The sequence below is a fragment of the Amycolatopsis sp. cmx-11-32 genome (assembly GCF_047608695.1).
GTDB lineage: Bacteria > Actinomycetota > Actinomycetes > Mycobacteriales > Pseudonocardiaceae > Amycolatopsis.
Genome location: NZ_JADNQN010000013.1, coordinates 85,907 through 109,705, shown reverse-complemented (window position 1 = coordinate 109,705; position 23,799 = coordinate 85,907). Strand labels below are relative to the sequence as shown.

The window sequence follows — 23,799 nt, the reverse complement described above, 5'->3', positions numbered from 1 at the left end:
GCCAGGTGGCGGAACGGTCCATCGACGGCGTGACCGGAGGGGCGATCCGCGGCGGGTCGAACGTGGGTCGCGGTAGGCGGGGTGAGCGCATTCGGCTAAGGTCGGCTTCCGAAAGCGGTTCTGAGCGTTGAGAAGTTAGCGCCGATCCGCCGGTAACCGGGTTGGTTGCGGCGGTTGATGGTGCGCGCTCGGCGCCGGTTCCCGCCGGTGACTCCCCGTGGTGCATCACGCCGATGTGCAGAAGTGGGAGAGGCGGGCTTTGGCCGATGAAATCGATTGGCAGCAGGACAAGAACCGATTCGTCGAGGATGTCGGCGACGGCGAACTGCCGGTGACCTCGGAAAACGGCGCTCGGCTCATCGCCGGGCCACTGGTTACCCAGTTCGTGTCCCTGACCAGGGCGTTGCTGGATTCCGGCTCGGTCGCGGCGGTACTGGAACGGGTGGTCTTCGCGACTCGTGACCTGGTTCCGGGTGCGGATCTGGTGAGCGTCACCCTCCTCGATCCGGACGGCGGGTTCCACACGCCGGTGCGGACCGACGAGATCGCCGGTGAACTGGACCAGCTGCAGTACCAGTACGGCGAGGGTGCCTGCGTCGAAGCGGCGCGGGTTTCAGGACCGGCGGCGGCCTTCAGCGACAACCTCGCCGAAGACGCCCGCTGGCCGCGGTTCGGGCCCGCCGCCGCGGCGCTCGGTTTCCACTCGCTGGTCTCGACGGCCTTGTTGCCGGGAGCGTCGAGTTCGCAGCTCTCGGGCGCGCTGAACGTCTACTCGCGACGTCCGCACGGCATCGCCAAGGCGGACCGGGACGTGTTGTTGCTGCTGGCGACACACGCGTCGCTGGCGCTGGCGACCACGCACGCGGTCACGCGCGGTCAACTCCAGGAGGAACAGCTCCAGCAGGCGCTGGACAGCAGGGACGCGATCGGGCAGGCCAAGGGCATCCTGATGGCGCGGCGCGGGATCGACGCGGCGGAGGCGTTCGAGGTCCTGCGGCACACGTCACAGAACATGAACATCAAACTCCGGGAACTGGCGGAGATGCTGTCCAAGCGGCATACGGAACTGCATCTGCCCGACTGAGCGGGCGGGCGCCGCTACCATCGCGATCATGGGTTTCGGCGAACTGGAGTTGTCGCGGACGTTCGACTGGCGTGGCCGTTCGGTGGCGTGGGAACGCCTCGGCGAAGGCGCCCCGGTGGTGCTGTGCCATGGGACACCGTGGTCGGCGCAGCTGTGGGCGCCGTTCGCCCGGGCGCTCAGCAAGGAGTTCGCCGTCCATGTCTGGGACATGCCGGGGTACGGCCGTTCGTCGAAGGAACCCGGTCACGCCGTCGATCTCGGGACACAGGGCGAGCTTTTCGCCGACCTGCTCGGGCATTGGGGGCTGACGGCCCCGCACGTGATCGCGCACGACTACGGCGGGGCCGTTTCACTGCGCGCGAAGCTGCTGCACGGTGCCGAATACGCCTCGCTCGCCTTGGTGGACGTCGTCGCGCTGCGGCCGTGGGGTTCGGAATTCTTCCGGCTCGTCGCGGAAAACGCCGAGGTCTTCCAGGCGCAACCCCCGGCGGTGCACCGAGGCGCGCTGGAGTCCTACATCGGGACGGCCTCTCATCGTGGTCTCACCGGTACGCAATTGGACACGCTGACCGGGCCTTGGCTGGACGCGGAGGGGCAACGCGCCTTCTACCGGCAGATCGCCGAGGCGGACGTCCGGTACACCGACGAGATCCAGGATCGCTATCCCGAACTCGCGTTGCCGGTGAAGGTGATCTGGGGCGCGGACGACACGTGGATCCCAGTGGACAGGGCGGAACGACTCGCGGACGCGATTCCCGGTGCCCTCCTGGACGTGATTCCGGACGCCGGGCACCTGATCCAGTACGACGCTCCGGTCGAACTGGCTTTTTCCCTGCATCAGTGGCTCACCGCGGAAGTGGACCGGTGGGGACCCGGGTCAAGATCGACATCGCGTTCTTGAAATACGCGATATACGGCGACATAAGCGTTCGAAAGCAGTCCGCCGTCGACGATCCGAAATCACGCGGAACCCAATGTCCGACGGTGTACCGAAAGGACGACCCCGCCGCGCGGTTGCTGTCACAACCGTAGGGTGGGAACTTGCTGTCGGTCGCCGCGGAGGCGACAGGGCGACCAAGACTAAAGCGGCGATCGCTGCTGTCGTGAATTCACCGGGCGGGTGAAACGAGAACGCGTGCGGTGAACCGCCTCCCCTTTGCTCTAGCGGCGCCGGTATTGCGCCGGAGAGGTGATCGTCGCCCGGTCCTCATAGGACCCTGGTTTGCCGCGGTCGACGTGGAACGTCGTCAGGGTGCTCACCGGCGAACGCGGGTCGCGCCTGTCCCCGATCACTCGCATGTGCGTGCTCCAGCGGCGCGGGGTGACCTCGTAGACGTCGTAGCCGTACCGGTCGCCCTCGAAGTATTTGAGGTGCGGGTTCGCCGCACCCATCTTCGGCCCGTTCGTGGCGTTCCACTCGGGGGAGTAGGCGCCGGAGGAGACCGAATGCGCGGTGAACTCCGTGCCGATCACCGGGGTGGCCGGATCCGCGAAGTCCGGTCGGATGTCGTCGACGAACGCGGAATGCCAGTCGCCGGTGATCACCACGAGGTCTTCGAGGCCGCTCTGGGCCACGTGGGTCAGCACCTCCTTGCGTTCGGCGAGGAAGCCGTCCCATTGGTCGGTGAACAGGTAACCGCCGCCACCCGGCTTCGCGAGCTGGCTCAGCATGATCGAGTTCACCCAGCAGTGCCACGCCTCGCCGGCGCCGGTCACCTGGTCCTTGAGCCATGCCTTCTGGTCCGCGCCGAGGATCGTGCCGTTAGGCAGGTTCTGCGCCGACCGGTACTGGCGGAGGTCCAAAATGGACAGGTCGAGCAGGTCGCCCCAGCGGCGCTGCCGGTGGATCCTCGGCGTCTCAGGGTGGTCGGGCCGCACCGGCATGTGCTCGTACCAGGCCTGATACGCCGCCGACCGCCGCGCCCGCAGCGCAGGGGTGGTGCCGCTGTAGTCGTTGACGACCTCGTGGTCGTCCCAGGTGATGAACCAGGGGTGGGCCGCGTGAGCGTCCCGCAGCGACGGGTCGGATTTGTAAAGCGCGTGCCGCCGCCGGTACGCGGGCAGGGTCAGCACCTCGGGGCCTTCGTGGTCGCGCAGCGGGTTGCCGCCGACCTGCCCGTGCTCGTAGACATAGTCACCGAGGTGGACGACGAAATCGAGGTCCTCCCGTGCGATCCCGGCGTGCGCCGCGTAGAACCCGTCGTGGAACGCCTGGCAGTTCGCCGACGCGAACCGCACTCGCCGGACCGGCCCGACCGGGGCGGTGCGGGTGCGCCCGGTCCGGCTGACCTTGCCGAGCGCGTGGAAGCGGTAGAAGTACTGCTCGCCCGGCTCGAGCCCGGCCACCGGCACGTGCACACTGTGCCCGAGCCCGGCGGTGGCCGCCGCCGTCCCGCGCGCCACGCGGCGGCGGAACCCGTGGTCGGTGGCGACCTCCCAGCCGACATCGACGGTGTCCGGCAACGGCTGTTCGAACTCCATCGGCTTCGGCGCGAGCCTGGTCCAGAGCGCGACGCCGTGCGGGACCGGGTCACCGGACGCGACGCCGAGGGTGAACGGCGCCTCGTCCCAGCTCGCCCCCAGCGCCGCCGCGGCCTCTTCCGCCTGCGCGACGGTCATCCGCGAGCTCAACGGCCAGGCCAGTCCCAGCGCACCGGCGGTGGCGGCGCCTCGTAACAGGTCCCGGCGGTTGACGGACATCGGTGGTCTCCCTGGTTGGGTGGTGGGTCGCTCCACGACACCGAACACGCCCAAGATGGCCGGGGGTGAACGTGCGGGAAAACTCTTGCCGGTGGTTCAGACGGTGATGACGACCTTGCCGCGCACGTGACCCTCGCTCGCGTAGCGGATGGCTACGGGGACGTCGGCCAGGGAGTAGGCCCGGTCGATGACCGGCGTCAGTTTCTTCTCCTCGATGAGCGCGCGCAGGGTCTCGAGATCTTCGCGATTCTCCGTCGAGAACAGGCCTCGCAGCTTGTGCTTCACGAACGGCCCGAGAACCAGCGCCCGCAGGTTGCGTCCCACCGGGCCGATCCATTTCCCTTCGCCTTCACCGCCGACGATCACGAGGGTTCCTTGTGGGGTAAGGCATTTCCGTAGTGAGGTCAGCGACCGGTTGCCCGCGGTGTCGAGGATGACGTCGTAGCCGCCAGCGAAATCTTCGTGGGTGTAATCGAAGACGGTACTCGCGCCGAGCGAGCGGACCAGGTCCACTTTGCCGGGGCTGCACACGCCGTCGACCTCCGCGCCGAACGCCTTGGCGATCTGCACCGCGTAGGTGCCGACGCCGCCACCCGCCCCGATGACGAGGACCTTCTGCCGGGGCCTGACCCCGCCTTTGTCCCGAAGTGCTTGCAGTGCCGTGAAAGCGGAGATCGGGATCGCGGCGGCTTCCTCGAAACCGATTCGTCCGGGTTTCCGCGTGATTTTGTCCACTGTGGTCAGCGCGTACTCGGCGAAGGAACCTTGGCAGGTGCCGAAAACTTCGTCGCCGGGCTGGAACTCCGTCACGTTTTCGCCGACCGTGTGCACGACCCCGGCGAAGTCCAACCCGCGCACGCGTGCCTTCGGTCTGCGGACCCCGAATCCCATCAGCCGTACGAGGTACGGCGTCCCTTCCATGAGATGCCAGACACCGGGATCGACGCCGGCCGCACGCACCTGGACGACCACGCCGTCCGGCCCCGCTTCGGGTTCCGGCAGGTCTGTCAGCCGGAGAACATCTGTCGTGCCGTACTCGTTCTGGACGATCGCCTTCACGGCGGCCTCTTTTCTAATCCGGATATTGGAAGACGTCGTCGAGTCCGACGCCGAACACCCTGGCGATCTGGAAGGCCATCTCCAAAGACGGCGAGTAGCGCCCTTGTTCGATGGCGATGACCGTCTGGCGCGTGACGCCGATCCGGTCCGCGAGTTGCGCCTGCGTCATTTCGTCGGCGGCGAAGCGCAGGGCGCGAATCGAGTTCGTGACCTTGGTCGGTTTCACCATTTCTGGAATCCCCAGCGGTACGCGGCGACCTTCGCGATCGAACCGAGCAGGGATGAGAGGACGAAGGCGAGGTACACCGTGTTGGCGATCCAGAAGTGGTCCAGTTCGGCCATCGCCATGACGAGCGCCGCGACACCGCCGATCACGACGAACGACTGCCCGACGTGCTCGCCGAACCGGCCGATCTCACGATCGCGCTGATCTTTGCGGCCCGCGTCCTCCGGTGAGACCAGTGACGCGGCGATGTGCAGCACGATCGAGGCCACGATGGCCGCCCCGACCGTCCACAGCAACGGTGCCACGTAAGGGACTTCGACCAGCGCGCCGGATGCCCGGCCGAGGACGACGATCAGGTAGACCGCGTAGGCGCAAACCGTGACCACGAGCATGATCCACGCGCGCTTCTCTTCCAATGCCACGCTGCCCAACGTAAAGAGTTCCAGACACCATGTCAAATATTTTTTACTTGGGTGCGGGGCGCGGACTTCGGGCAGGAGAGGAGTGCCGCCCGGTCGGGTGTTAACGATCCGTTGTCCGGCCGCGACTCTTCTCGGTCCCGCCATCTCAGACTGGAGTCCCGGATGACCAAAACCGACGGCCGGATCGCCCTGTTGCTGGCGGCCGGAGTGCTCGGCCTCGCCGGGTGCGGCGCCCCGAACCCGCGGCCAGGGGCGCCGGCGACCGTCACCGAGACCTCCGTGAGCGTGCGGGCGCCCGCCGAGGCGAGTGCTCCCACGTCGGCGGCCGCTCGACTCGTCACTGTCCCGGATGTCTCCGGGATGAACCATCAGGCCGCGCAGGACACGATGCAGGCGGCCGGGTTGTACAACCTGCGCGAGGTCGATGGGAGCGGCAAGGGGCGGATGCTCGTCATGGACCGGAACTGGGTCCAGACCGGGCAGGATCCCGCGCCGGGGACGAAGGTGGCCGCGGACGCGGTGATCACGCTGACCGCCGTCAAAATCGGCGAAAAGTGAGTTTCACGCCTTGACGGTGAGCATCTCTCCGAGCGTCGCCCGGTGCGTCGGCTTCGCCTCTTCGTAGCGGCGGCGGCCTTCGTCGGTCACGACGACGAAGATCCCGCGCCGGTCCGCCTCGCAGAGTGCGCGCTGGACCAGTCCCTCGCGCTCGAGGCGGGCGACGAGCCGTGACGTGGCGCTCTGGCTCAGGTGGACCACCTCGGTCAGGTCGGCCGCGCGGCATTTGCCGACGACACAGTTCACCAGTCGGTCCAGGGCTTCGAACTCGGTGACGCCGAGGCCGTGACGCTCCTGCAGCCGGCACTCGAGCCTGCCGAAGACCGCCGCGTGCCGGGCGGACAGGTCGTGCCACTCCTGCAACAGGTCTTGCTCAGCGTCGTCGCTCACGCGGCCCAAGATAGCATGCGCGTGAATTTTATGCAAAGACATTAAATGTTGTTGCATTAGATGCGTGTGCATGTACTGTACGGCTCATGAGTTCTTCCGTGCAGCTGTCCACCAGCTCGACAAGGTGGGACGCGCGCCTCTGGGGTGTCCTGCTCACTGTGTCCGTCGTCGTGGGCCTCGACGCGCTCGACGTGTCGATGGTCGCCGTCGCCCTCCCGTCCATCCAGGCCGAACTCGGCCTCTCCACCAGTGCCCTGCAGTGGATCATCAGCGCCTACGTGCTCGGCTACGGCGGCCTGCTCCTCCTCGGCGGGCGCACCGCCGACCTGCTCGGCAGGCGCCGGGTCTTCCTCGTCGCCGTCGCGGTCTTCGCGCTCGCTTCCCTCCTCGGCGGCCTCGTCGACGACGGCGCGCTGCTGATCGCCACTCGCTTCATCAAGGGCCTCGCGGCCGCGTTCACCGCACCGGCTGCCCTGTCCATCATCACCACGACCTTCCACGAAGGGCCCGCCCGCAACCGGGCGATCAGCATCTTCGCCGTGTTCGGCGCCAGCGGTTACTCCGCAGGCCTCGTCTTCTCGGGTCTGCTGACCGAGGTGGGCTGGCGCTGGACGTTCCTGCTGCCGGTGCCGATCGCGCTCGCCGCGTTGGTCGCCGCCGTCAAGCTGATCCCGTCCTACCAGCCGCAGACCGGTGGCGGCTATGACTTCCCGGGCGCGATCACCGGTGCCGCCGGTTCGCTTCTGCTGGTCTTCGCCGTGGTCGAGGCACCGGAGATCGGCTGGGCCTCGACGCGCACACTGATCTCGTTCGCCCTCGCGCTCGCGTTGCTCGCCACCTTCGTGTTCATCGAGAAGCGCAGCAAACACCCTTTGCTCCGCCTCGGCATCCTGCGCTCGGGTCCGCTGGCCCGTGCCAACCTCGGCGGCGCGACGTTCTTCGGCGCCTACATCGGGTTCCAGTTCGTGGTCATGCTGTACCTGCAGACCGTGCTGGGCTGGTCCGCGCTGCAGACCGCGCTCGGATTCCTGCCGGCCGCGGTGATCGTGGCCTTCGGTTCACCGAGAGTCGAGCCGCTGATCGACCGGCTCGGCACATCGCGCACCATCCTCGCGGGCGTCATCGCCCACGTCATCGGATACGCGCTGTTCCTGCGGATCGACGAGAGCTCCAGCTATGTCGGTTCGGTGCTGCCGAGCATGATCCTGCTGGGTGTCGGCTTCATGCTGGCGTTCTCCTCGCTGAACATCCAGGCGACCAACGGCATCTCCGACGACGAGCAGGGTCTCGCCGGCGGTCTGCTGAACACGTCGATCCAGGTCGGCGGTGCGATCGGCCTCGCCGTGGTGACCGCGGTCCTGACCGGCAACGCGGGTGGCGCCACCGGCCCGGCCGCGCTGCTGAACGGCTTGGTGCCCGCGCTGACCGTCGTCACCGGCATCGCGGTGATCAGCGTCCTGGTGGCGCTGTCCGGAGTGGTCGGCCTGCGCAAGGCCGAAGCCCGCTCCGCTGTGGCGGAGACGGAGTTCGCCGCGGCCGAATGACCCGGGGGTGAGTGGCCCCTTCCCGCGTTCGGGGGCGGGAAGGGGCTCATCCCTGCCAGCGGATCGGCAGGGATTTCAGCCCGTTCTGGAAGTTCGACCGCAACCGCACCGGCTCCCCGGCGAGCGAAACCTCGCCGAGCAGATCGAGGACCGCTTCGAACATCGCCCGCAGCTGCACCCTGGCGAGCTGGGCGCCGAGGCAGAAATGCGGGCCGTGCCCGAAGGTCAAGTGATCGTTGGGCGTCCGGCCGACGTCGAAGCGATCCGGGTCCTCGAACACGGACTCGTCGCGATTCGCCGCCGAGAACCAGACGACGACCTTGTCGCCCGCCCGGATGTCCACATCGGACAGAGTGACGTCCTCGGTCGCGGTCCGGCGGAAGTGCATGACCGGCGTCCACCAGCGCAACATCTCTTCCACCGCACCGGGAAGCAGCGATCGGTCGGCCAGCAGCCGCCGGTACTGATCCGGATGCGACAGCAAGGCCAGCATCCCGCCGGGGATGCCGTTACGCAACGTTTCGTTACCCGCCACGGAAAACAGCCAGAACAGGTTCTCGAACTCCGCGATCGAGACACGCCCGGCCGCATCGTCGACGTGACCCATGAGGTTGCTCATCACGTCGTCGCCGGGATGCCGGCGTTTGTACTCGCCGAGCGCGGTGGCGTACGCGTAGAGGTCCGGCATCCCGGCGCGCGTGCGCGGATCGGGCATCGCGCCGTCCGGTCCCGGAACCGGCCGCACGGCCAGCGCCGCCCGCGCGAGATCGGTGACCTCGTCCGCCTCGACGGTCGCGCTCACCGCGTAGTCGGCGTCCTGGTAGCCGATCACGCGATTGCTCCAGTCGTACATCAGCCGCCGGTCCTGTTCGGGAATCCCGAAGACCTCGGCGAGCGTGAGCAGCGGGAGATCGGCGGCGACGGCGGCGAAGTCACATCGGCCGTCCGCCGCGACCTCGGTGATCAGATCCCTTGCCCAGCGGTGGATCCGCTCGGTCAGCCTGCCGATGGCGCGCGGGGTGAACGCCTTGGTGAGCAGGCCGCGCAGCCGGGCGTGCTCGGGCGGATCCATGTTGAGCATCATCCGGCGGACGTAACCGAGGTCCTGTTCGGTGGCCGGGTCCCGGATCTGCGTCCCGCCGAGGCGCGACGAGAACAGTTTCGGGTTCTTCAGCACGTGCTTGATGTCCGAATGCCCCAGTACGGCCCAGAAATCTTCCACCCGCATGACCGGCGACTCCCGGCGCAGCGCGGCGAGATGCTCGTACGGCACGCCCCGGGTGAACGTGTCCGGATCGGTGATCACGGCTCCGAACACTAGCCCGCGAACGGGGGACTGGGGAAAGATCCGTCCGGTGGACAAGCTGAAGATGCGCACAGCCGGAACCGAAGGCCCCGCCGTGGTGCTGCTGCACGGCCTCGGCGCGACGGGCGCGGTCTGGGACGGCCTCATGGCACAGCCGGGATATCGCTGGCTGGCACCCGACCTGCCAGGGCACGGGGGATCGGCCCGGTTGCCGCACTACTCGTTCGGCGGTCTGGCCGCGGCGGTCGCCGACGCGCTCCCGGAACGCGGGCCGGTGCTGGTGATCGGCCATTCCCTGGGCGGCGTGGTCGGGCTGGCGTTGGCCAGCGGCTGGTTCGGGGTGAAGGTCGCCGGGCTGTTCACGGTCGGTGTCAAGGTCGAATGGAGCGAGGACGACCTCGCGAGGGCGGCCGCCATGGCGGCCAAGCCACCGAGGGTGTTCCCGGCCCGTGAGGACGCCGAACGCGGCTTCCTCAAGATCGCCGGTCTGGTCGGCCTCGCCGACGCGGATCCCGACGGCGTGACCGAAACCGAAGGCGGCTGGCGGCTGGCGCTCGACCCCCGCGCGTTCGGCGTCGGCGCGCCTGACATGCGCGGCCTGCTCGGCGCGGCGCGCTGCCCGGTCGTCCTCGCGGCCGGGGAGCACGACCCCATGAGCCGCCCCGAACAGCTTCGCGCCCTCAGTCCGCACTCGGTCGTACTCCGGGGACTCGGCCACAACGCCCACGTCGAAGACCCGTCCGCACTCCTGCCCTTCCCCCGGCAATTCGTCCTCTAGTTGCGGTAGTTCGGTGGCGAACTACCGCGACTAGAGGACTAAACGTGGGGAATCTTGCCCAGGACGGCGATGCCCTCGGCGATGTCACTCGCCGGGCTCGCCCCGTAGCCGAGGACGAGCCCCGGGTTCATCGGCCGCTGGCAGTGCCACGACAGCGGCTGCACTTTCACACCCTGCTCCAGCGCGGCGGCGGCGTAGTCGAGGTCGGAGAACTCGGCGTCGAAGGTGATCGTCAGATGCAGCCCGGCGGCCGCGCCGTGCACCACGGCGTCCGGGAGATGTGTCCGGAGCGCGTCGATCATCGCGTCCCGCCGCCGGCGGTGCCGTTTGCGCACGAAGCGCAGTTGCCGTTCCATCTCACCGGACTCCATCAGGTGCGCGAGCACCAGCTGCGGGAGGACGGCGTTGCCGAGGTCGGCGAACCGTTTGGCCGCGACCACCTCGTCCCGGTACCGCGGCGGCACCAGCATCCAGCCCACCCGCAGCGCGGGCGCGAGCCACTTCGACACGCTGCCCGCGTAACAGACCTGTTCGGCGAGCATCGAGCGCAGCGCGGGGACCGGCGGGCGGTCGTAGCGGTGCTCGGCGTCGTAGTCGTCCTCGATGATCAGCCCGCCGTTCGCGGCCCAGCGCATCAGTTCGCGACGGCGCTCCCCGCCGAGTACGACACCGGTCGGGAACTGGTGCGCGGGCGTCAGCAGCACGGCGGGCGCGCCGCTGCGGACCAGTTCGTCGACGTCGACGCCCTCGTCGTCGACGCGGATCGGCGGGGTCGCGAGCCGCCGGTCGTGCAGATGCTGCCGCGCGCCCAGCGAACTCGGGTCCTCGACCGCGATCTCGGAGATCCCGTTGTCGCACAGCACCTGGGCCAGCAACCCGAGGCCCTGCGCGACACCGGCGACGATCAGGACGTCGTCGGCGTCGGCGGTGATGCCGCGGGTACGCGCGATCCAGTGCGCGATGGCCAGCCGTAGCGCGGGCGCGCCCCGCGGGTCGCCGTAGCCGAAGGCCGCCGCCGAAAGGTCGTTGAGCACGGTGCGCTCGGCGCGGAGCCAAGCCGTCCTCGGGAAGGCCGTCAGATCCGGCACGCCGGGGGACAGGTCGATCTTCGCCGGGGTCGACCGCAGCGAGTCGAAGACCCCGATCCCGGGGGCGGGCCGGAAGATCGTGCCCGCCGACGGCGGCCCTGGCGTCGTTTGTTCCTTCGTCCTCGCCGGTGCCGCGACGACCACCGTGCCCGCACGGCCGCGTCCGGCGACGTGGCCGTCCTCGACCAACCGCTGGTAGGCCTCGGTGACCACGCCGCGGGAGACCCGGAGATCCGCGGCCAGCGCCCTGGTCGCGGGCAGCCTGCTGCCGACCGGCAGGCGGCCGTCGGAGATGGCGTGCCGCAACCGCGACGCCAGCCAGTCCGACCGGCGCCCCGGTGGTGCGTCCCCGATGTCCAGCTGCAGGAAGTCCGAGCCCTCGGCAGTCACCCGATCATTGTGTCATTCGGGTTCGTAGGCGAGGTTCGGGCGCAGCCATTGCTCCATAGTGGACAGTTCGAGACCTCGGCGGGCGGCGTAGTCCTCGACCTGGTCCTTGCCGAGCCGTCCGACGGTGAAGTACCGCGCATCGGGGTGGGCGAAGATCAGCCCGCTGACGCTCGCCGCCGGCGTCATCGCGAAGGACTCGGTCAGTGCCATCCCGAGGCGGTCGGAGTCGAGCAGATCGAACAGTTCCTGCTTCTCGCTGTGGTCCGGGCTCGCCGGGTAGCCGAGCGCGGGGCGGATACCGCGGAACCTTTCGGCGTGCAGGTCCTCCAGCTTCGGATCGGCGTCCGGTTCGAACCAGTCCCGCCGCGCCTTGAGGTGGATGTACTCCGCGAACGCCTCGGCGAGCCTGTCCGCGAGCGCCTTCACCATGATGGCGCGGTAGTCGTCCTGCTTCGCCTCGAACTCGGCGGCGAAGTCCTCGGCCCCGAGGATGGTGACCGCGAACCCGCCGAGGTGGTCGCCCGCACCCGACGGCGCGATGTAGTCGGACAGGCAGCGGTTCGGACGCTCCAGCGGTTTCTTGGTCTGCTGGCGCAGCATCGGGAACTTGATCCCCGACTCGAGGACGATGTCGTCACCTTCGGAGTGCGCCGGCCAGAACGCGTACGCGCCTTTGGCCTGGAACCGCTCCTCGGCGACGATCTGGTCCATCAGGGTGTTCGCGTCGTCGAACAGCTCCTGTGCGACCGGGTTCGAGAGGATCGCCGGGTACTTGCCCTTCAGCTCCCATGCCAGGAACAGGAAGGTCCAGTCGACCATCCCGCGAAGTTCGGTGAGCGTCGGCGAGACGTACCGGACGCCGGTGAACGCGGGCGTCGGGACCTCGTCGAAGGAGACGTTCTCCGGGTTGGCCCTGGCCTGCTCGACCGTCAGCAACGGGGTCCGCTGCTTGTTCGCGTGCTGGATTCTCAGCTGTTCCTGATCCTCGCGGTTCTTCTTGTCGAGGATTTCGGCGCGGTCCGCGTCGAGCAGGTCACCGACGACGCCGACGACGCGGGAAGCGTCGAGGACGTGCACGGTCGTGTTCTCGTACGCGGGCGCGATGCGGACCGCGGTGTGCTGGCGTGACGTGGTCGCGCCGCCGATCAGCAGCGGCAGTTTCAGCCCGCGCCGTTCCATTTCGGTGGCGACGTTGACCATTTCGTCCAGCGACGGCGTGATCAGGCCGGAAAGCCCGACTGCGTCGGCACCTTCGGAGACGGCGGTGTCCAGGATGACCGAAGCCTGGACCATCACGCCGAGGTCGATCACCTCGTAGTTGTTGCAGCCGAGGACGACGCCGACGATGTTCTTGCCGATGTCGTGCACGTCGCCCTTGACCGTCGCCAGGACGACCTTTCCGTTGCCCTGGCGGGTTTCGACCCGGCCTTCGAGGCGCGCCTTTTCTTTTTCGGCCTCCATGAACGGTTCGAGGTAGGCCACCGACCGCTTCATCACGCGCGCGCTCTTGACCACCTGCGGCAGGAACATCTTCCCGGCCCCGAACAGGTCGCCGACGATCTTCATGCCGTCCATAAGCGGACCCTCGATGACCTCGAGCGGCCTCGGCAGCTTCTGCCGTGCTTCCTCGGTGTCCTCTTCAATGTAGTCGACGATGCCGTGCACCAGCGCGTGGCTGAGGCGTGCTTCGACCGGGCCTTCGCGCCAGGACAGGTCGATGACGCGCTGTGTTCCCTTGCCATTGACCGTTTCCGCGAAGGTGACCAGCCTGTCGGTGGCGTCCTCACGACGGTCGAAGAGCACGTCCTCGACCAGTTCCAGCAAATCCTTGGGGATGTCCTCGTAGACCGCGAGCTGTCCGGCGTTGACGATGCCCATGTCCAGCCCCGCGCGCACCGCGTAGAGCAGGAACGCCGAGTGCATCGCCTCGCGGACGACGTTGTTGCCGCGGAAGGAGAACGAAAGGTTCGAGATACCGCCGCTGATGCGCACGCCGGGGCAGCGTTCCTTGATCCGCGGCAACGCGTCGATGAACGCCTTGGCATACCCGTTGTGCTCGGCGATACCGGTCGCGACGGCGAGCACGTTCGGGTCGAAGATGATGTCCTCGGCGAGGAAACCGGCCTTCTGCGTCAGCAGGTCGTAGGCACGGCCACAGATCGCGACCTTCCGGTCGGCGGTGTCGGCCTGGCCCTGCTCGTCGAAGGCCATCACGACCACGCCCGCGCCGTAGTCGCGGATGCGCCGGGCCTGCTGGAGGAACTGCTCCTCGCCTTCCTTGAGGCTGATGGAGTTGACGACCCCCTTGCCCTGCACGCACTTCAGCCCGGCTTCGAGGACCGTCCAGCGCGAGCTGTCGATCATGATCGGCAGCCGGGCGACCTCGGGTTCGGTGGCGATGAGGTTGAGGAAGGTGGTCATCGCTTTTTCGCTGTCGAGCAGGTCGGCGTCCATGTTGACGTCCAGCAGGTTCGCCCCGCCGCGGACCTGCTCCAGCGCGACGTCGACGGCGGCCTGGTGGTCGTCGGCTTCGATCAGCTTGCGGAACTTGGCGGACCCGGTGACATTGGTCCGCTCGCCGATCATGACGAACCCGGTGTCCTTGCCGATCTCGAACGGCTCGAGCCCGCTGAACCGGGTACTCGCCTTCGGAGCCGGGACGTGCCGCGGCGTCATCCCACGGACGGCGTCGGCGATCTTCTTGATGTGCGCGGGAGTCGTGCCGCAGCAGCCGCCGACGACGTTGACCATCCCGGCCGTGGCGAAGTCGCCGAGCAGCCCGCCGGTCTCCTCGGGTGTCTCGTCGTACCCGCCGAACGCGTTCGGCAGGCCGGCGTTCGGGTGACAAGCGGTGTAGGTGCCCGCGAGACGGGACAGTTCGGCGACGTGCGGGCGCATTTGCTCGGCGCCGAGTGAACAGTTGACCCCGATCAGCAACGGCTCCGCGTGCTCGATGGCACTCCAGAACGCCTCGACCGTCTGCCCGGACAGTGTCCGTCCGCTCAGGTCGACGATCGTGACCGAGATCCACAGCGGCAGATGCGGCGCGACGTCGCGGGCGGCGGAGATCGCGGCCTTGCAGTTGAGGGTGTCGAAGATCGTCTCGATCAGCAGCAGATCGACGCCGCCTTCGGCGAGCGCCTTGATCTGGTCCGCGTACGCGGCGTAAACCTCGTCGAAGGTCACCGCGCGGAACGCCGGGTCCTCGACCTTGGGCGACAGCGACAGCGTGACGTTCAGCGGCCCGACCGACCCGGCGACGAACTTCCCGCCGGCGGCGTCCGCCGCCTCACGCGCGATCCGGGCGCCACGGAGGTTCATCTCGTACGCGAGATCCTCGAGCCCGTAGTCCGCCTGGCCGATGGTGGTGGCGGTGAACGTGTTCGTCGTCGTGATGTCCGCGCCGGCGTCGAGATACTGGCGGTGGATGTCGAGGATGACGTCCGGCCGGGTGATGTTCAGCAGGTCGGGATCGCCGGTGAGGTCGCGGGGGTGATCGTGGAACCGCTCAGTGCGGTAGTCCTCTGGCTTGAGGCCGGCGTTCTGGAGCATCGACCCCCACGCGCCGTCGAGCACGGCGATGCGCTCATCCAGCAGCTTTCGTAGGGCGGTCGTTTCCATCCAGAGCTCCTCCCATGTCGTGGGAGGCGCCCTTGCGGTGGTGTCCTGGGCCGAGCGTGGCGGACCCCGTGGTCCGTTGCAGCGCCTCTCGACCTTCGACGAGCTTACCGGACACACACAAGGGCACTTCGCCTGAATTGCTCAGCCGCGGGCCAGAGCGGGCAAGGGCTCCCGCACTGTGGGATCGGGTGTCGAGGGCTTGCTCCGAACCTCGACCCAGCGGTAGAGGGCGTCGGAAACGATGAGCGCGACGACGTAGGTGGTGCCGCCGTCCTGGAAGGAGGCCTCGATCTCAGAAACCGACGGTCGCCTTCTGGATCTTCACCGGCTTCGCGGGCAGCCCGTCGGCGGGACCGTTCGGATCCGTCGGAATGATCCCGGCGGCCACGATCTTGTCCAGCACGTCCATGCCCCGCACGACCTTGCCCATCACCGAGTAGTTCTTCGGGATGTTCGCGAACGAGTGCACGATGAAGAACTCGCTGCCGTTGGTGCCGGGGCCCTGGTTGCCCATGGCGATGGTGCCGCGTTCGTAGGTCTCGGTGCCGTCGACCTCGTCCGGGAATTTGTAGCCCGGTCCGCCCTTTTCGGCTTCGTAGATGTCGCCGCACTGCAGGACGCCGAGGCGCGAGGAGTTCGTCAGGCGCCAGCACTGGCTGTGGTCGTAGAACCGCTGCAGGGCCAGGCTCGCCAGGTTGTGCGCGGCGCACGGGGCGGCGCCGGCGCGGTTCAGACGGACGGTGACGGGGCCGTAGTTGAAGCGGAACGTGACGTCGATGGTGCCGCGGGTCAGCGCGAAGGGGAGCGGCCGCAGCACCGGCCGGGCGGCGGGGTTCTCCGGCGTCGGCGTGAACTCGCAGCGCACGATCGGCAGGGACACCGAAGCAGGTGCGGCCGTGGCCACACCGGGCAACAGGACGGCGGCGAGAGCGGAAACGACAGCGGTGACACCCCAGCGCAGCTTCATGAGGAGGAACCTAACTCAAATGGGTGGTCGTCGGGTAGCGCTTCACGCGGGTCGCGCACGGTGGGTGGCCGTGGCCGCTAGAACACGCACATGGTGACTACGAGCCTCGCGATCCTCCTGCTGCTGATCCCGCCGACCGAGCTACGGCCTGACCAGGTCGAACACGTCGCCTTGCCGTGCGTCCAGACGGGCGCGTCCGCCGCCGACGCGGACACGGCGAGAGCGCTCAACCGGCAACTCGGCACCAAGATGCGCGGCTACATGAACCCGTACAACACGTCGTGCGCCAGGGTGGTCGTCGAAACCGTCCAGAGATCGGGCCTCAACGAACGCGCGGCGGCCATCGCCATCGCCACGGTGATCGTCGAGTCGAGCATCGCCAACCTCGACGGCGGGCTCGGCGACTCGGTCGGGCTCTTCCAGCAGCGCGCCAGCTGGGGATCCTTCCAGCAGCGGACCGACCCGGTCTGGGCGACCGGCCGGTTCCTCGCCGTGATGCGGCAGTTCTATCCGAACGGGGCGTGGAACAACGCCGCCATCGGGGACGTCGCGGCGGCGGTCCAGCGGCCGGCGGCGAAGTACCGGCATCGCTACGGGGTCGAGGCGGGCGACGCGGTCAAGATCGCCAAGGAGCTGTGGTCCCAGGACGGCAATCGGCCCCCGTCCTCGAAGGAGAACGGGGGCCGATGAGCCGTGAAGGAACTACTTGCGCCAGGCCGTGCGCTGCTTGCGCATGTCGAGCACCAGCCCGAACACCAGCGTCAGGGACAGGCCGATCAGCCACAGGTCCTCGGTCCAGCCGTGGTGGTTGCCGTACAGCATCACCAGCAGAATGATCGCGCTCAACCAGCCAGCGATCCGCGTCGCCTTCGGGAAGGAGCCGTGCCAGCCCCATTCGGCCGACGGCTCGTCGCGGGGATCGACGGTGTCGACGCCCACCCGGCCACGCTTTTCGACCGCCTTGCTCGCCACGATCAACTCCTCAAGACCCGGTGGTTCACTTGCCCGCGAATGATCCCACACCTGGCTGCACGCGCCCGACGGGCCCCGCGCGACAATGACCCCCGATGACTACCTCGCGAAGTGTGCTCGTACTCGGTTCGACCGGTTCGGTCGGCGCCCAGGCCCTCGACGTCGCGGCCCGTAACCCGGCGCTGTTCCGGGTCGCCGGGATCGCCGCCGGCGGCTCCGACCCCGCCGCGCTGGCCGCCCAGGCCCTGGCGCACCAGGTCGACGCCGTCGCCATCGGCAGGCCGACGGCCGTGGAAGACCTGCAGCTCGCGCTGTACGCCGAGGCCCAGAAGCGCGGCTACTCCAGCGGCGACTTCAAGCTCCCGCGCATCTTCGCCGGGGCCGACGCGGTCCTCGAGATGATCGACGCCACCCCGGTCGACGTCGTCCTCAACGCGCTGCCCGGTTCCCAGGGGCTCCCGCCGACCCTGCGCGCGCTGGCCACCGGCGCCACACTCGCGCTCGCCAACAAGGAATCGCTGATCGCGGGCGGCCCCCTGGTGCTGGCCGCGGCCAAGCCGGGCCAGATCGTCCCGGTCGACTCCGAGCACTCCGCGATCGCACAGGCCCTGCGCGCCGGCCGGGAGGCCGAGGTCGCGAGGCTCGTCCTCACCGCCTCGGGCGGCCCGTTCCGCGGCCGCAAACGCGAGGAACTGGCCGACGTCACCGTCGAGCAGGCGATGGCGCATCCGACCTGGTCGATGGGCCCGCTCATTACGATCAACTCGTCCACCCTGGTCAACAAGGGGCTGGAGCTGATCGAGGCGAAGCTCCTGTTCGACATCGAGACCGATCGCATCGACGTGGTCGTCCACCCGCAGTCGATCATTCACTCGATGGTGACCTTCGTGGACGGCTCGACGATCGCCCAGGCCAGCCCGCCCGATATGCGGTTGCCGATCGCGCTGGCCCTGCACTGGCCGGATCGCGTCCCCGACGCCGCGGCCGCGTGCGTCTGGGACAAGCCCGCGAGCTGGACCTTCGAGCCGCTGGACAACGAGGCGTTCCCCGCCGTCGAGCTGGCAAGGCACGCCGGCACCGTCGGCGGGTGCGTCCCGGCGGTGTACAACGCGGCGAACGAGGAATTGGTCGCCGCTTTCCTGGCACAGAACACCGGCTTCACCTCGCTTGTGGACACTATTGCCCAGGTGGTGGAAGCCGCCGACGAATGGCGTCGCGAACCTCGCGACGTCGACGACGTACTTGCTGCCGAGCGCTGGGCTCGCGCGCGTGCCGGTGCGCTGATCGGTAAGGGGAAGTAGCGCGTGGTCTTCATTCTCGGGATCGTGCTGTTCGCGCTGGGCATCTGCCTGTCCGTCGCGCTGCACGAGGCCGGCCACATGTGGGCGGCGAAGGCCTTCGGCATGAAGGTCCGGCGCTACTTCATCGGCTTCGGGCCGACGATCTTCTCCTTCCGCCGCGGCGAGACCGAGTACGGCGTCAAGTGGATCCCGCTCGGCGGGTTCTGCGACATCGCGGGCATGACCGCGCTCGACGAGGTCACGCCGGAGGAGTCGAAGCGCGCGATGTGGCGCTTCAAGACCTGGAAGCGCACCGTCGTCATGTCGGCGGGCTCGGCGATGCACTTCATCCTCGGTTTCGTCATTCTCTACTTGATGGCCGTCACCATGGGCCTGCCGAACCCGGCCGCGCAGGCCGCGCCCACCGAGGCCGTGATCAGTGCCACGTCGTGTGCCCGCGCGGCCACGACCATGGAGCAGCTCAACGACACGACCTGCCCGCCCGGCGCCCCGACCCCCGCGAAGACCGCCGGCCTCCAGGCGGGCGACAAGGTCCTGTCCGTCGCGGGCAAGCCGGTGCAGACGTGGCGCGACATGCTCGCCGCCGTCCAGGTCGCCAACGGCCCGACGCCGTTCGTGGTCGAGCGCAACGGGCAGCGGCTGAACCTGACTGTCGACGTGCCGCGGGTGCAGCGACTGGTCGCCGACGGTTCGAACAACACCACGGTCAAGGACGTCGGCATGATCGGCGCCTCGCCGATCCAGAACACCGCGCCACCGCTGCTGACCTACGGCCCGGCCGACGCGGTCGGGGCGACGTTCTCCTTCACCGGCACGATGTTCTCCGAGACCGCCAAACGGCTGATCGAGTTCCCGTCGCGGATCCCCGCGGTGGTGGATTCCATCTTCGGCGGCGAGCGTGACCCGAACACCCCGGTCAGTGTGGTCGGCGCCAGCCGCATCGGCGGTGAGGCCGCCGAGCGTGGCCTGTGGGAGATCTTCGTTCTCCTGCTGGCGAGCCTGAACTTCTTCATCGGCGTGTTCAACCTGCTGCCGCTGCTCCCGCTCGACGGCGGGCACATCGCGGTCGTCTGGTACGAGCGGGTCCGGGACTGGTTCCGGAAACTGCGGGGCAAGGCGGCGGGTGGCCCGGTCGACTACACGAAGCTCTCCGCGATCACGATGGTGCTCGTCTTCCTCGGCGGAGCGGTGACGCTGCTCACCGTCACCGCCGACATCGTGAACCCGGTCAAGCTGTTCCAGTGACGGGGACCGCCGATTACGGAGCGCGCTGTCAGCACCGTTGGGCTGCCCAGGTAATGCTGCTCACCGTGACGGCTGACGTCGTGTCTGTCCGCCGATCGGGGTAGGTACGCTTGACGGCGTGACTGTCGCTCTAGGTATGCCAGCGCTTCCTCCTCCCGTCCTCTCCGAGCGTCGCAAGACCCGACAGCTGCAGGTCGGGCCGGTCGGCGTCGGGAGCGAGCACCCGATTTCGGTGCAGTCGATGACCACCACCCTCACCTCCGACGTCAACGCGACCCTGCAGCAGATCGCCGAACTGACCGCTGCGGGCTGTGACATCGTGCGGGTCGCGTGCCCGTCCGCGGACGACGCCGAGGCGCTGTCCGCGATCGCCACGAAGTCGCAGATCCCGGTGATCGCGGACATCCACTTCCAGCCGAAATACGTCTTCGCCGCGATCGAGGCCGGCTGTGCGGCGGTACGGGTGAACCCGGGCAACATCCGGAAGTTCGACGACCAGGTCAAGGAGATCGCGCGGGCCGCTAGGGACCACGGCACCCCGATCCGGATCGGCGTCAACGCGGGTTCGCTGGACAAGCGGATCATGGACAAGTACGGCAAGGCGACCCCGGAGGCGCTGGCCGAGTCGGCGCTGTGGGAGGCGTCGCTGTTCGCCGAGCACGACTTCTACGACGTCAAGATCTCCGTGAAGCACAACGACCCGGTGGTCATGGTGCGTGCGTACGAGATCCTCGCCGAGCAGTGCGACTACCCGCTGCACCTCGGGGTGACCGAGGCGGGACCGGCGTTCCAGGGCACCATCAAGTCGGCCGTGGCGTTCGGCGCGCTGCTGCGCCAAGGCATCGGCGACACCATCCGCGTGTCGCTTTCGGCGCCGCCGGTGGAAGAGGTCAAGGTCGGGATCCAGATCCTGCAGTCGCTGAACCTCAAGGAGCGCAAGCTCGAGATCGTCTCCTGCCCTTCTTGTGGCCGCGCGCAGGTGGACGTCTACACGCTCGCCGAGCAGGTGACCGCCGGGCTCGAGGGGATGGAGATCCCACTGCGCGTCGCGGTCATGGGCTGCGTCGTCAACGGTCCGGGTGAGGCGCGCGAAGCCGACCTCGGCGTCGCTTCGGGCAACGGCAAGGGCCAGATCTTCGTCAAGGGTGAGGTCATCAAGACCGTTCCCGAGCACGCGATCGTCGAGACGCTGATCGAAGAGGCCATGCGGATCGCGGAGGAGTCGGGCCAGACGATCGGCGAGGGAGAGCCCACCGTCACGGTCGGCTGACTGGTCGAGACCACGTTACGAACGGTCCGTTCATCACAGAAATCTGTGATGAACGGACCGTTCATCACACTTGGGCGCCTCCACCAGCCAAGGTTCTCTCAGCGTGTCGTAAAGCTCGCGTTCCGTTTACGCCGCCGATCTGGCACCCTGGAGTGGTGTTGCGGCTTGCAGGTGCACGGCTGCTCGATGATCGGGACTATCCGGCGGTCCGTGCCGCGCTCGCCGCGGACCCGGTCGGCAGCTGCATGGTCAGTGCCAGGGTGGAGACCGCGGGTCTCGACCCCTGGCGGCTCGGTGGTGAGCTTTGGGCCGCCGACTCCCGTCCCGTGCGGGCGGGCAGACTCCAGGGGCTGTGCTTCTCCGGGCCGAACCTGGTTCCCTTGCGCGGCAACGCCTCCGCTTTGCGTTCCTTCGCCGATCGCGCCCTGCGCCGTCAGCGGAGCTGTTCTTCGCTCGTCGGCCACGCGGAGCTGGTCATCGGGCTGTGGGACGAACTCGAGCCCGAATGGGGCCCCGCTCGCGAAGTACGGCAAGACCAGCCGCTGATGGCGCTGGACGGGGTCCCGCACGTGGCCGTCGATCCGCTGGTCCGCGCGGTACGCCCGGAGGAACTCGACAGGTATCTTCCGGCCGCGATCGCCATGTTCATCGAAGAGGTCGGTGCCGATCCCCGCAACGGCGACGGCGGCGCCGGGTATCGCGCCCGCGTCGCGGAACTGATCGCCGGCGGTCGCGCGTTCGCGCGGTTCGAGGACGGCGAGGTCGTCTTCAAGGCCGAGATCGGTGCGATGTCCTCCACGGTCGGCCAGATCCAGGGTGTCTGGGTGCATCCGGAACGCCGCGGCGGCGGCCTCGGTACCGCCGGGACGGCGTCCGTGGTGACCAGGCTCGTCCGCGGGATGGGCCGCACCGCGAGCCTGTACGTCAACGCCTACAACAGCCCGGCGCTCGCCGCCTATCGCAAGATCGGCTTCCAGCAGGTCGGGCAATACGCGACGGTTCTTTTCTAGACCGGCGTTGCGTTCGGTCGGAAACCGCCGGGGCTGGCAGGATCCGTTGCATGCCAGCAGGTCGTCGTATCGCCGTCGTCGTGCTCGCGGGAGTGGTGGCCCTTTCGGCCACTGGCTGCGGACTCTTCGCCGATTCCGGTCCCGATGAGGCCGTATCGGGCTTCCTCGACGGACTCTCCTCCGGTGACGTGGCCGCCGCGGCCTCCTTCACCGATTCGCCGGACGCCGCGCGCGCGTCCTTGGAGATGGCGCGGAACGCGCTTTCCCCCGATTCGATCAAGGTCGCGGACACGAAGGTCCAGCACTCGTCCGGGGAGGACAACGGGACAGCGACCTATCGGCTCACCTGGAACCTCCCGCGCGGCCGCGTCTGGACGTACAAGGCCGACGCGCAGGTCCATTCCACTCAGGGCGGCTGGAAGGTGCGGTGGCTGCCGACAGCGCTCCACCCGCAGCTGGCCGTGCAGCAGACCATCACACTGAAGTCCGAGCCACCGGACCTCGCGCCGGTGCTGGACCGCGACGGGATGCCGTTGCTACGCCCGCAGACCGTCGTCGGCGTGGTGCTCGACCCGGCGAAGGCGGGGGACCTGGTGGCGGTCTCCGACAAGCTCGGCGCGGTGCTCAGCCGGTTCGACGCCTCGGTGACCGGCCAGTCGATCCGCGACGGGGTGAAGACGCTCAAGCCAGGAGCCGGTTATCCGGTGATCAGTCTGCGCGCGAACGACTACCAACAGGTGAAGCCCGAAATCTACGACCTGCCCGGCGTCCGGTTCGGCCAACAGGACCGGCTGCTGCCCGACGACAAGAACTTCGGCAAGCAGGTGCTGCCGGCCGTTCGCTCGCTCATCGAGGACCAGGTGGAGGGCTCGGCGGGCTGGCGTGTCGTCACACTCGACACGGGCGGCGGCGAGATCACCGATCTGCACACCGAACAGCCCAAACCGGCTCCGGCGGTCGTCAGCACGCTCAGTGTGAAGGCTCAGGGTTCCGCGGAGCGGGCGCTCGCCTCGCTCCCGACGGCTTCCGCGCTGGTCGCGATCCAGCCGTCGACCGGCGAAGTCCTGGCCGTGGGACAGAACGTCCCCGCCGACACACAGGGCGCGATCGCGCTCAGCGGCCGGTTCCCGCCGGGCTCGACGTTCAAAATGGCCACCGCCGTCGCGGCACTGTCCGCGGGCTCGGTGCGGGCGAGCAGCCCCGTCGACTGCCCCGGCTCGGCCATCTTCGAGAACCGGACGGTGCCGAACGAGGGCAAATTCGCCCTCGGCGTAGTCCCGCTGTCCACCGCTTTCGCCAAGTCCTGCAACACGACGTTCGCGAAGCTCTCGACCGAGCTGCCGCCGGCCGCGCTGACCGACGCCGGGCGTGACCTCGGCATCGGCGCCGACTTCGTCATACCGGGCCTGACCACGATCACCGGTTCGGTGCCGCCGTCGAACACCGTCGCGCAGCGGGCGGAGAGCGGATTCGGCCAGGGGACCGTCGTGGCGAGCCCGTTCGGGCTGGCGATCGCCGCCGCGACGGTTCAGGCCGGGAAGGTCCCGGTGCCGACGCTGGTGCGGGGGATGACCACGACGTCGTCCGGTCTCGGGAAGCCGATCCGGCCGGAGGTGCTCGAAGCCGTCCGCGGGATGATGCGCGAGGTCGTCACCGACGGCACGGCGACCCTGCTCAAGCCCCTGCCCGAAGTCCGGGGCAAGACCGGGACCGCCCAGTTCGGCGACGGGACGCATTCGCACGGCTGGTTCGTCGGCTACACCGGTGACCTGGCTTTCGCGGTGCTGGTCACCGACGGGGGGACGGCCAAACCCGCGGTCGAGGCCGCCCAGCGCTTCCTGACGGGGCTCGGCTAGCCAGCAGGTCGT

At 68.5% G+C, this 23,799-nt stretch carries 21 protein-coding genes; 11 read left to right on the top strand and 10 right to left on the bottom strand.

The window, feature by feature from the left end; genetic code table 11:
• Positions 1 to 259 precede the first annotated feature (259 nt).
• Together ACM6LR_RS31405 and ACM6LR_RS31400 are read left to right on the top strand one after the other, a co-directional pair.
• Positions 260 to 1,084 carry a GAF and ANTAR domain-containing protein gene (locus tag ACM6LR_RS31405; protein ID WP_414940816.1) on the top strand — a complete coding sequence of 275 codons (825 nt, stop codon included), beginning with the start codon at positions 260 to 262 and terminating at the stop codon, positions 1,082 to 1,084.
• 28 nt (positions 1,085 to 1,112) lie between these two features.
• Complete coding sequence (locus tag ACM6LR_RS31400; RefSeq protein ID WP_414940815.1) at positions 1,113 to 1,985, top strand: alpha/beta fold hydrolase; 873 nt, start codon at positions 1,113 to 1,115, stop codon at positions 1,983 to 1,985.
• 260 nt (positions 1,986 to 2,245) lie between these two features.
• Here the strand turns inward: ACM6LR_RS31400 and ACM6LR_RS31395 are convergent, their stop codons facing one another.
• From ACM6LR_RS31395 to ACM6LR_RS31380, 4 genes are all read right to left on the bottom strand, one after another.
• Positions 2,246 to 3,784 (bottom strand): alkaline phosphatase D family protein, encoded by a 1,539-nt coding sequence (locus ACM6LR_RS31395; protein WP_414940814.1) that lies wholly within the window; start codon positions 3,782 to 3,784, stop codon positions 2,246 to 2,248.
• 96 nt (positions 3,785 to 3,880) lie between these two features.
• Entirely contained in the window at positions 3,881 to 4,843 is a 963-nt protein-coding gene (locus ACM6LR_RS31390) for an NAD(P)-dependent alcohol dehydrogenase (protein WP_414940813.1), read from the bottom strand.
• Between the two features lie 13 nt (positions 4,844 to 4,856).
• Positions 4,857 to 5,072 (bottom strand): helix-turn-helix transcriptional regulator, encoded by a 216-nt coding sequence (locus ACM6LR_RS31385; protein ID WP_414940812.1) that lies wholly within the window; start codon positions 5,070 to 5,072, stop codon positions 4,857 to 4,859.
• Entirely contained in the window at positions 5,066 to 5,491 is a 426-nt protein-coding gene (locus ACM6LR_RS31380) for a hypothetical protein (RefSeq protein ID WP_414940810.1), read from the bottom strand. Before ACM6LR_RS31380 ends, ACM6LR_RS31385 begins: the two co-directional genes overlap by 7 nt.
• Before the next feature lie 162 nt (positions 5,492 to 5,653).
• Here ACM6LR_RS31380 and ACM6LR_RS31375 point away from each other — a divergent pair, with 162 nt between their 5' ends.
• Positions 5,654 to 6,049, top strand: coding sequence for a PASTA domain-containing protein (locus ACM6LR_RS31375; RefSeq protein ID WP_414940808.1), 396 nt, complete (start codon positions 5,654 to 5,656; stop codon positions 6,047 to 6,049).
• A gap of 3 nt (positions 6,050 to 6,052) precedes the next feature.
• Here ACM6LR_RS31375 and ACM6LR_RS31370 read toward each other — a convergent pair whose 3' ends face one another.
• Positions 6,053 to 6,439: a MarR family winged helix-turn-helix transcriptional regulator gene (locus ACM6LR_RS31370; RefSeq protein WP_414940807.1), complete on the bottom strand. Its 387-nt coding sequence runs from the start codon at positions 6,437 to 6,439 to the stop codon at positions 6,053 to 6,055.
• Between the two features lie 86 nt (positions 6,440 to 6,525).
• On the opposite strand from ACM6LR_RS31370, the gene ACM6LR_RS31365 reads away from it, so the two are divergent.
• Complete coding sequence (locus tag ACM6LR_RS31365; RefSeq protein WP_414940806.1) at positions 6,526 to 7,983, top strand: MFS transporter; 1,458 nt, start codon at positions 6,526 to 6,528, stop codon at positions 7,981 to 7,983.
• 46 nt (positions 7,984 to 8,029) lie between these two features.
• Here ACM6LR_RS31365 and ACM6LR_RS31360 read toward each other — a convergent pair whose 3' ends face one another.
• Positions 8,030 to 9,289, bottom strand: coding sequence for a cytochrome P450 (locus ACM6LR_RS31360; protein ID WP_414940804.1), 1,260 nt, complete (start codon positions 9,287 to 9,289; stop codon positions 8,030 to 8,032).
• Between the two features lie 49 nt (positions 9,290 to 9,338).
• On the opposite strand from ACM6LR_RS31360, the gene ACM6LR_RS31355 reads away from it, so the two are divergent.
• Entirely contained in the window at positions 9,339 to 10,067 is a 729-nt protein-coding gene (locus ACM6LR_RS31355) for an alpha/beta fold hydrolase (RefSeq protein ID WP_414940801.1), read from the top strand.
• A gap of 38 nt (positions 10,068 to 10,105) precedes the next feature.
• On the opposite strand, the gene ACM6LR_RS31350 is transcribed toward ACM6LR_RS31355, so the two are convergent.
• The 3 genes from ACM6LR_RS31350 to ACM6LR_RS31340 form a co-directional block, all read right to left on the bottom strand.
• Positions 10,106 to 11,545 carry a PLP-dependent aminotransferase family protein gene (locus tag ACM6LR_RS31350; protein WP_414940799.1) on the bottom strand — a complete coding sequence of 480 codons (1,440 nt, stop codon included), beginning with the start codon at positions 11,543 to 11,545 and terminating at the stop codon, positions 10,106 to 10,108.
• A 12-nt stretch (positions 11,546 to 11,557) separates the two neighbouring features.
• Entirely contained in the window at positions 11,558 to 15,166 is a 3,609-nt protein-coding gene (metH, locus tag ACM6LR_RS31345) for a methionine synthase (protein WP_414945083.1), read from the bottom strand.
• Positions 15,167 to 15,458: 292 nt separating this feature from the next.
• Positions 15,459 to 16,133, bottom strand: a complete 675-nt coding sequence (locus ACM6LR_RS31340; RefSeq protein WP_414940796.1) for a peptidylprolyl isomerase — start codon at positions 16,131 to 16,133, stop codon at positions 15,459 to 15,461.
• 90 nt (positions 16,134 to 16,223) lie between these two features.
• Here ACM6LR_RS31340 and ACM6LR_RS31335 point away from each other — a divergent pair, with 90 nt between their 5' ends.
• Positions 16,224 to 16,823: a hypothetical protein gene (locus ACM6LR_RS31335; protein WP_414940795.1), complete on the top strand. Its 600-nt coding sequence runs from the start codon at positions 16,224 to 16,226 to the stop codon at positions 16,821 to 16,823.
• A gap of 12 nt (positions 16,824 to 16,835) precedes the next feature.
• On the opposite strand, the gene ACM6LR_RS31330 is transcribed toward ACM6LR_RS31335, so the two are convergent.
• Positions 16,836 to 17,105 (bottom strand): DUF2631 domain-containing protein, encoded by a 270-nt coding sequence (locus ACM6LR_RS31330; RefSeq protein ID WP_414940793.1) that lies wholly within the window; start codon positions 17,103 to 17,105, stop codon positions 16,836 to 16,838.
• 95 nt (positions 17,106 to 17,200) lie between these two features.
• Here ACM6LR_RS31330 and dxr point away from each other — a divergent pair, with 95 nt between their 5' ends.
• From dxr to ACM6LR_RS31305, 5 genes are all read left to right on the top strand, one after another.
• The gene (gene dxr / locus ACM6LR_RS31325; protein WP_414940792.1) at positions 17,201 to 18,406 is read left to right on the top strand and encodes a 1-deoxy-D-xylulose-5-phosphate reductoisomerase; all 1,206 of its coding nucleotides are present in this window, start codon (positions 17,201 to 17,203) and stop codon (positions 18,404 to 18,406) included.
• Positions 18,407 to 18,409: 3 nt separating this feature from the next.
• A complete protein-coding gene (locus tag ACM6LR_RS31320) occupies positions 18,410 to 19,651 on the top strand; it encodes a M50 family metallopeptidase (RefSeq protein WP_414940790.1) in 1,242 nt (413 codons plus the stop codon).
• 118 nt (positions 19,652 to 19,769) lie between these two features.
• Positions 19,770 to 20,921, top strand: a complete 1,152-nt coding sequence (gene ispG, locus ACM6LR_RS31315) for a flavodoxin-dependent (E)-4-hydroxy-3-methylbut-2-enyl-diphosphate synthase (protein WP_414940789.1) — start codon at positions 19,770 to 19,772, stop codon at positions 20,919 to 20,921.
• A gap of 155 nt (positions 20,922 to 21,076) precedes the next feature.
• Positions 21,077 to 21,931, top strand: coding sequence for a GNAT family N-acetyltransferase (locus ACM6LR_RS31310; RefSeq protein WP_414940787.1), 855 nt, complete (start codon positions 21,077 to 21,079; stop codon positions 21,929 to 21,931).
• Between the two features lie 50 nt (positions 21,932 to 21,981).
• Positions 21,982 to 23,787 (top strand): penicillin-binding transpeptidase domain-containing protein, encoded by a 1,806-nt coding sequence (locus ACM6LR_RS31305; RefSeq protein ID WP_414940786.1) that lies wholly within the window; start codon positions 21,982 to 21,984, stop codon positions 23,785 to 23,787.
• The last annotated feature ends 12 nt before the right edge of the window (positions 23,788 to 23,799 follow it).